General features: G+C 72.4%; 8 protein-coding genes and 1 rRNA gene. 6 read left to right on the top strand and 3 right to left on the bottom strand.

The features are described 5' to 3' along the window. Positions 1–92: ribosomal RNA gene (gene rrf / locus ACFUO4_RS43290) — 5S ribosomal RNA — on the top strand; the annotation flags it as partial. An 87-nt stretch (positions 93–179) separates the two neighbouring features. Here rrf and ACFUO4_RS43285 read toward each other — a convergent pair. Then, positions 180–1,052 carry a hypothetical protein gene (locus ACFUO4_RS43285; protein WP_383496144.1) on the bottom strand — a complete coding sequence of 291 codons (873 nt, stop codon included), beginning with the start codon at positions 1,050–1,052 and terminating at the stop codon, positions 180–182. A 267-nt stretch (positions 1,053–1,319) separates the two neighbouring features. Between ACFUO4_RS43285 and ACFUO4_RS43280 the strand changes: the two genes are divergently transcribed. Then, positions 1,320–2,129, top strand: coding sequence for a hypothetical protein (locus tag ACFUO4_RS43280; RefSeq protein ID WP_383496141.1), 810 nt, complete (start codon positions 1,320–1,322; stop codon positions 2,127–2,129). Between the two features lie 55 nt (positions 2,130–2,184). Here the strand turns inward: ACFUO4_RS43280 and ACFUO4_RS43275 are convergent, their stop codons facing one another. After that, on the bottom strand, positions 2,185–3,477 hold the full coding sequence (locus tag ACFUO4_RS43275) for a DUF1015 domain-containing protein (RefSeq protein ID WP_383496125.1): 1,293 nt from the start codon (positions 3,475–3,477) through the stop codon (positions 2,185–2,187). 72 nt (positions 3,478–3,549) lie between these two features. On the opposite strand from ACFUO4_RS43275, the gene ACFUO4_RS43270 reads away from it, so the two are divergent. From ACFUO4_RS43270 to ACFUO4_RS43255, 4 genes are all read left to right on the top strand, one after another. After that, positions 3,550–4,578, top strand: coding sequence for an HAD hydrolase-like protein (locus ACFUO4_RS43270; RefSeq protein ID WP_383496122.1), 1,029 nt, complete (start codon positions 3,550–3,552; stop codon positions 4,576–4,578). An 81-nt stretch (positions 4,579–4,659) separates the two neighbouring features. Next, positions 4,660–5,703: an iron ABC transporter permease gene (locus ACFUO4_RS43265; protein WP_079312615.1), complete on the top strand. Its 1,044-nt coding sequence runs from the start codon at positions 4,660–4,662 to the stop codon at positions 5,701–5,703. After that, positions 5,700–6,773: a FecCD family ABC transporter permease gene (locus tag ACFUO4_RS43260; protein ID WP_383496117.1), complete on the top strand. Its 1,074-nt coding sequence runs from the start codon at positions 5,700–5,702 to the stop codon at positions 6,771–6,773. The genes ACFUO4_RS43265 and ACFUO4_RS43260 overlap by 4 nt, the downstream gene beginning before the upstream one ends. Beyond that, the gene (locus tag ACFUO4_RS43255) at positions 6,770–7,630 is read left to right on the top strand and encodes an ABC transporter ATP-binding protein (RefSeq protein WP_079312613.1); all 861 of its coding nucleotides are present in this window, start codon (positions 6,770–6,772) and stop codon (positions 7,628–7,630) included. Before ACFUO4_RS43260 ends, ACFUO4_RS43255 begins: the two co-directional genes overlap by 4 nt. On the opposite strand, the gene ACFUO4_RS43250 is transcribed toward ACFUO4_RS43255, so the two are convergent. Next, positions 7,614–7,961 carry an SCP2 sterol-binding domain-containing protein gene (locus tag ACFUO4_RS43250; RefSeq protein WP_383496113.1) on the bottom strand — a complete coding sequence of 116 codons (348 nt, stop codon included), beginning with the start codon at positions 7,959–7,961 and terminating at the stop codon, positions 7,614–7,616. The two genes, ACFUO4_RS43255 and ACFUO4_RS43250, sit on opposite strands and share 17 nt — an antisense overlap. Positions 7,962–7,986 lie beyond the last annotated feature (25 nt).

Genomic DNA, 7,986 nt, shown 5'->3' with positions numbered 1-7,986 from the left:
CGCCCGGTTACATTCCGAACCCGGAAGCTAAGCCTTACAGCGCCGATGGTACTGCAGGGGGGACCCTGTGGGAGAGTAGGACGCCGCCGAACAATCTTTGGAAGGACCCCTGGTCCCAGCGTTCAGCTGGGACCAGGGGTCCTTTTGTTTTTACAATGCTTGCAGTACCGAGACAGGAGTCACCAATGTCCACCAACTCTCCCGACGACCGACCGGAGCGCGACCAGCGGCGACGGGACAGTGGTGACCGCGGCGATCGCGGTGACCGTGGCGGATACCGCGGCGGCGACCGCGGTGACCGAGGCGACCGCGGTGGCTTCCGGCGCGACAACGACCGAAGCAATGACCGCGGTGGGGACCGTGGCGGTTACGGCCGGCGCGACGACAACCGCGGCGCTGGCTACGGCCGACGTGACGACCGACGTGACGACCGTCGAGGCGATGACCGCGGTGACCGCGGCGGCTTCCGGCGTGACGACAACCGTGGCGACAGCCGAGGTGACAGCCGCGGAGGTTTCCGCCGCGACGACAACCGTGGCGGCGACAACCGCGGCGGTGGCTACGGCCGGCGTGACGACCGACGCGATGACCGGCGTGGCGACGACCGTGGGCCTCGCCCGGCGTTCCGGCGCGACGATCGTCCCAGTGGCCCGCGCCGGGACGACCGGGACCGCGGCTTCCGCCGGGACGGCGACCGTGACCGCCCTGCCTTCCGCCGTGACGATCGGGACCGTGGAGAGCGCCGCGACGACGACCGCGGCCCCCGCCCGGCGTTCCGGCGTGACGACAGCCGGGGCGACAACCGCGGCGGCGGTTACGGCCGGCGTGACGACCGTGGCGACCGCGGTGGCTTCCGGCGTGACGACAACCGTGGCGACCACCGTGGCGACAGCCGCGGTGACAACCGGGGCGGCGGTTCCTACGAGCGTCGTGACGACCGTGGCGGCTTCCGCGGGCGGGACGACCGGGACCGTGACCGCGGATTCCGTGGTGACGACCGTGGCGACCGTGGCGGCTTCCGGCGCGACGACCGGGGCGACCGGGGCGACCACCGCGGGGATCGTGGCGGCTTCCGGCGTGACGACAACCGGGGCGGCGGCTCCTACGAGCGTCGCGACGACCGTGGCGGCTTCCGCGGACGCGACGACCGTGGCTTCCGCGGCGGGCCCCGTCGCGACGACCGCGGTGGGCGGCCCGGCGGGTTCCGTGGGCGGGACGACCGGCGTGATGACAGCCGTGGCGGCTACGGCCGTGACGACCGGCGCGGCGGCTTCCGTGGACGCGACGACCGGGACCGGGACCGTGAGCCGATCAAGCGGCTGCCGATCCCCGAGGACGTCACGGGCGACGAGATCGACGGCGACGTACGCCAGGAGCTGCTGAGCCTGCCGAAGACGCTCGCGGAGGACGTGGCCAGGAACCTGGTGATGGTCGCCCGGCTCATCGACGAGGACCCTGAGCGCGCCTACGCCTACTCCAAGATCGCGCTGCGGCTCGCGTCGCGTGTCGCGGCCGTACGAGAGGCGGCCGGGTTCGCGGCGTACGCGAACCAGAAGTACTCCGAGGCGCTCGCCGAGTTCCGGGCCGCGCGCCGGATGACCGGCAGCGCGGAGCTGTGGCCCGTCATGGCCGACTGCGAGCGTGGGCTCGGCCGGCCGGAGAAGGCGCTGGACATGGCTGGGGCCCCCGAGGTGAACAAGCTGGACAAGGCCGGTCAGGTCGAGATGCGGCTCGTCGCGGCCGGTGCCCGGCGTGACATGGGGCAGCTGGACGCCGCCATCGTGACGCTGCAGAGCCCCGAGCTGGCCTCCAACTCGGTGCAGCCGTGGACCGCGCGCCTGCGGTACGCCTACGCCGACGCGCTGCTCGCCGCCGAGCGTGAGGGCGAGGCGCGGGAATGGTTCGCCAAGGCCGTCGAGGCCGACCGGGACGGCAGCACGGACGCCTCGGACCGGCTCGCCGAGCTGGACGGCGTCGAGTTCGTCGACGCCTTCGACGAGAGCGAGAGCGACGTCGAGGGTGACAGCGAGGTCGACAGCGGCGGTGACGTCGAGGTCGTCGAGGTCGTAGAGGTGAAGGACGACGCGGACGACGCGGGCGTCTCCTCGAAGGACGACGACAAGGACTGACGTACGGAAACGAAAGGGCGGGACCCCGGCACGGGGGTCCCGCCCTTTCCTGTGCTCAGAGTTCCAGCGCGCGCAGGACCAGGCCGGAGGCCGGCTTCGGGCCGAAGGACGTCGACTTGCGGGGCATCGTGACGCCCTGGCGGGCCAGGTCGCGGACGACCTCCTCGCGGACCGGGTGCATGAGGACGGCCGTACCGCCGTCGCGTTCCGCCTTGCGGACGGTGGCGGCGGTGTCGTGGATGTAGGCGATGCGGGTGGGGTCGTTCTCGGGGATGTGCCAGACGTGCTGGAGGAGCGTGGCGTGCAGGACGGTCGCGTCCAGGGTGCGCCAGGCCGCCGGGCGGTCGGCGGGGATCGTACGGGCGAGGAGGTCCGGGTCCGGGCGGTCGACCAGGTGGAAGGCGCCGTCGCCGGCGAGGAGGAAGGCGTTGCCCGCGCAGGCGGCGTCGGCGAGGACGTCCAGGGCCTCGGGGAGAGGGCTGTCCAGGCGTCGTACGCGGAACCGGCCCTCGAGCGAGGCCAGGGCGTCCGCCACCGGCAGGCCGTGCAGGAGGCGGTGGATGGCGCGGACGCGGAGGGGGTAGCGGGCCGTGTCGACCAGGAGGACCAGACCGTAGTCCCAGGGGCTGGGGGAGGGGTGCTCCGCGCGGAGGCGGCGGTAGGTCGCCCAGCGGTGGTGGCCGTCGGCGATGAGGGCCTGGTGCCGGGCCAGGTCGGACTGGATGCGGTCCAGGTCCGCCGGGTCGGTGATGGACCACAGGCGGTGGCTGTAGCCGTCCTCGGTGGTGGTGGAGAAGAGCGGCTCCTGCTCGGCGGTGCGTTCGACCGCGGCCGTGGTGTCGGTGGCGGTGCCGTCGCCGCGGTACGCCAGGAGCAGGGGCTCCAGGTTCGCGGAGGTGGCGCGCATGAGGGCCGCGCGGTCGGCGACGACGTGCGGCATGACGTCCTCGTGGGGCAGGACCACGTGGTCCGCGGGGTCCGAGACGCGCAGGGCGCCGATGATGCCGCGTTGCAGCAGGCCGGCGCCGTCGCGCTGCTCGTACACGTACAGGCCCGGCTCCTCGTCGGCGGCCAGGACGCCTTCGGCGAGCCAGCGGCGCAGGGTCGCGGCGGCCTGTTCGTTGCGGGCGGCGGGGGTGGTGGCCTGGGGGAGGATCAGGCGGACGATGTTGTGCGGGTCGTTGGACTGCAGGTGGTACAGGCCGTCGGGGCGTACGACGACGTCGTACGGCGGTGATGTCACGGCGGCCAGGCTGCCGACCCGGTCGGGGTCGTAGCGAAGGCCTCGGAACGGGATGAGTTCCAGGCCCCGGCGCGCCGTTGCTTCCGAGTGACCTGCGGTGTTCATCCCGGCATCGTACGTGTGTCAGTGGCGTGCGAGATGATCGGGGGAAAGCCGTCGAGCGAGGAGCGATGTGGAATGAGCCAGAGCGTCAGGACGAGGCCCGAGGGCAGTGGCCAGGCCCTGAGCGAGGCGTACGACACCGCACTGCTCGACCTCGACGGGGTGGTGTACGCGGGTGGGAACGCGATCGTGCACGCGGTCGAGTCGCTGGCCACGGCCCGGGCCGGTGGGATGCACCTCGCGTACGTCACCAACAACGCGCTGCGGACGCCCGACACCGTGGCGGAGCATCTGACCGAGCTGGGCATACCGACCGGCGCCGATGACGTGATCACGTCCGCCCAGGCCGTCGCGCGGTTGATCAGCGAGCAGGTGCCGGCGGGGGCGCGGGTGCTGGTGATCGGCGGTGAGGGGCTGCGGGTCGCGTTGCGGGAGCGGGGGCTCGTGCCGGTGGAGTCGGCGGACGACGATCCGGCGGCCGTGGTGCAGGGGTTCGGTGGGCCGGATCTGCCGTGGGGGCGGTTCGCCGAGGCTTCCTACGCCGTCGCGCGCGGGGTGCCGTGGTTCGCGTCCAACACCGATCTGACGATCCCGAGCGGGCGGGGCATCGCGCCGGGCAACGGGGCCGCGGTGGAGGTCGTGCGGATCGCGACCGGCGCCGAGCCGCAGGTCGCGGGGAAGCCGCTGCCTCCGATGCACCGGGAGACGATTCTGCGGACCGGTGCCGTACGGCCGCTGGTGGTGGGGGACCGGCTGGACACGGACATCGAGGGGGCGTTCAACGGGGAGGTGGGCTCGCTGCTCGTGCTGACCGGAGTGACGGACGGGCCGCAACTGCTGGCCGCGCCGCCGCAGCACCGGCCGACGTATGTCGACGCCGATCTGCGGGGGTTGCTGACCGGGCAGCCCGAGGTCGTCGAGGCGGACGGTGGCTTCCGGTGCGGCGGGTGGACCGCGACGGCCGGTGCCGAGCGGTTGGAACTGGACGGTGACGGGGAGGCGTTGGACGGGCTGCGGGCGCTGTGTGCGGCGGCCTGGACGGCGGCGGGGGGCGGGACGTGCGCGCTGGACGGGGGGAAGGCGCTGGCGCGGCTGGGGCTCTGAGGCCTTCGTCGCGGGGCGGCTTGCTGTGAAGCCGGGCAGCCGGGATCGTGGCCGAATGCGAGGGTAGGCTAACCTAACCGGGTGTTGGTCGACAGTCCTCCCGAACAGCGCGCGGGAACCGCCGCCGCGCCCCCAACCCGCCGGGCGATACGGGCGCTTGGGTTGCTCGTGTCCGTCGTGATCCTGGTGCTCGTCGCGCTGGCGAGCATCGCGATCGGGGCGAAAGAGCTGTCGATGGGGCAGGTGTGGCACGGCCTGTTCGAGGACTCGGGGACGTACGGCGACGTCGTGGTGACCGAGCGGCTGTGGCGGACCCTGCTGGGGCTGCTGGCCGGGGCCGCGCTCGGGCTCGCCGGGGCCGTTCTCCAGGCGCTCACCCGGAATCCGCTGGCCGACCCGGGACTGCTCGGCATCAACGCGGGCGCGTCCGCGGCGGTCGTCACCGCCATGACGTACTTCGGCGTGACGAGCCTGAGCGGGTACGTGTGGTTCGCGTTCTTCGGCGCGGCCGCGGTCGGGGCGCTGGTCTGGTTCCTCGGCGGCAGCCGGGGCGCGACGCCGGTGCGGCTCGCGCTCGCCGGTACGGCGATCAGTGCCGCGCTCTACGGCTACCTCCAGGCCGTGATGATCACGGACCAGGCGGCGCTCGGCAAGATGCGCTTCTGGACGGTGGGTTCGCTGACCTCGGCGAGCGAGTCGACGATCCTCCAGGTCCTGCCGTTCCTCGCGGGCGGCACGCTCCTCGCCCTGGCGCTCGCCCGGCCGCTGAACGCCATGGAGATGGGCGACGACACCGCGCGGGCCCTGGGCGCCAACCTCAACCGGACCCGGGCGCTGTCGATGCTGGCCGCCGTCGTGCTGTGCGGGGCGGCGACCGCGGCCTGCGGGCCGATCGTGTTCGTCGGGCTGATGGTGCCGCACGTCGTGCGCTCCTTCACCGGGCCCGACCTGCGCTGGATCCTGCCGTACGCGGCGATCCTGTCGCCGGTGCTGCTGCTCGGCGCCGATGTCATCGGCCGGGTGGTCGCCCGGCCCTCGGAGCTTCAGGTCGGCATCGTGACCGCGATCATCGGCGGCCCGGTCTTCATCTTTCTCGTACGACGGCGGAGGACGGCGCAGCTGTGAAGACTGTGAAGACCCACCGCGCCGAGCGCTCACCGCGCGCCAACCGCGCGGTCAGGACGCCCGGGGGGCTGTCGTTCCGGCTCGACGTCCGGGCCGTGGTCGTCGTGGTCCTGCTGCTGGCCGCCGCGCTCGCCGCGAGTGTCGTGCTGATCGGTACCGGCGACTTCCCGATCTCGGCCGGGGATGTGCTCAAGACGCTGATGGGCGACGGGAACGCGGGGCAGGAGTTCATCGTCAACGAGCTGCGGCTGCCGCGGGTGCTCGTCGGGCTGCTCGTGGGGGCCTCGCTGGGGCTCGGCGGGGCGCTGTTCCAGGCCGTGTCGCGCAACCCGCTCGGCAGTCCGGACATCCTCGGGCTCGGACAGGGGGCGACGGCCGGGGCGCTGACCGTGATCGTGCTGTTCTCCGGGAGCGCCGGCGAGATCACCGTCGGGGCGCTGCTGGGCGGGCTGGGGGCCGGGCTCGCCATCTATCTGCTCGCCTGGAAGCAGGGGGTGCACGGATACCGGCTCGTGCTGGTCGGCATCGGGGTGTCCGCGATCCTCACGGCCGTCAACGGCTATCTGCTGACCAAGTCCACCATCACCGAGGCCGCCCAGGCCGTCGTCTGGATGACCGGCTCGCTCAGCGGACGGGACTGGGAGCAGGTCTGGCCGCTGCTGTGGCTGTGCGCCGTGCTGGTGCCGCTGGTCCTCTGCAACGCGCGGGGGCTGCGGATGATGGAAATGGGCGACGACGTGTCCAACGCCCTCGGCGTGCGCGTCGAGCGCACCAGGGCGCTGCTGATGGTGGCCGCCGTCCTGCTCACCGCGGCCGCGACCGCCGCCGCGGGGCCCGTCAGCTTCGTGGCGCTCACCGGGCCGCAGCTCGCCCGGCGGCTGACCCGCTCGCCCGGCCCGAACCTGCTGCCGTCGCTGTGCATGGGCGCGGCCCTGCTGGTCGCGGCCGACCTGCTCTCGCAGAAGGTCTTCGGCGCCGACCAGATGCCGGTGGGGGTCGTCACCGGTGTGCTCGGCGGTGTGTATCTGCTGTGGCTGCTGGTCACCGAGCGGAAGGCGGGCCGGATATGAGCGCCGCCGACCGTACCGACCGCACCCTGAACAACCCAAGGAGCACCGTGAACCGCCTCTCCGCCGAGGACGTCACCCTCGCCTACGACCAGCGCGTCATCGCCGAGCAGCTGTCGGTGGAGATCCCCGACAACTCCTTCACGGTGATCGTCGGCCCGAACGCGTGCGGCAAGTCCACGCTGCTGCGGGCGCTGTCACGGATGCTGAAGCCGAGTCAGGGCCGGGTGCTCCTTGACGGGCAGGTCATCCAGTCGATGCCCGCGAAGAAGGTCGCCCGGACGCTGGGGCTGCTGCCGCAGTCGTCGATCGCGCCGGACGGAATCACCGTCGGCGACCTGGTGGGCCGCGGCCGGTACCCGCACCAGGGGCTGCTACGGCAGTGGTCGACCGAGGACGAGCGGGTCGTCCAGGAGTCGATGGCGCAGACGGGCGTCGCCGAGCTCGCCGACCGGTACGTGGACGAGCTGTCCGGCGGTCAGCGGCAGCGCGTGTGGATCGCCATGGCGCTCGCCCAGCAGACGCCGCTGCTGCTCCTCGACGAGCCGACGACCTACCTGGACATCCAGCACCAGATCGACGTCCTCGACCTGTGCGCCGAGCTGCACGAGGAGCAGGGGCGCACGCTGGTCGCGGTCCTGCACGACCTCAACCACGCCGCCCGCTACGCCACCCACCTGATCGCCCTCAAGGGCGGCAGTGTGATCGCCGAGGGCGCGCCGAACGACATCGTCACGGCCGAGCTGGTCGAGGAGGTCTTCGGGCTGCGCTGCCAGGTCATCGACGACCCGGAGACGGGGACGCCGCTGGTGGTGCCTGCGGCGCGCAAGGCACGCGCGGTGGTCAGAGAAGCTTCCTGAGCTGGAAGAGGTCCTTGAGGCCGGCCTCCAGTTTCACCCTGCCCGAGCCCCAGGCCTTGGCGAAGTTCAGCTCGCCGTCGACCAGCGCGACCAGGTCGTCGCCCTTCATGGTCAGTCTGATCTGGGCCTTCTCCTTGGGCGCGCCCTGGATCGTGTCCTGGACGACGATCCGGCCGCCCATCATACGGCCGACGAAGGTGATGTCGAGGTCGGTGATCCGGCAGCTGACCGAGCGGTCCAGGGCGGTCGCCGCGGCGACGTCCCCTTCGGCGTGCTGCATGGTGTCCGAGAGTTTTTCGAGTGCGGCACGGCACTCTTCGATCGTGGCCATCGAGATCGACGGTACCCCAGGGCTT

This window comes from Streptomyces sp. NPDC057280 (assembly GCF_042668605.1).
GTDB lineage: Bacteria > Actinomycetota > Actinomycetes > Streptomycetales > Streptomycetaceae > Streptomyces.
The sequence above is the reverse complement of the archived record's forward strand: the minus strand, read 5'-3'. Positions and strand labels throughout refer to the sequence as shown.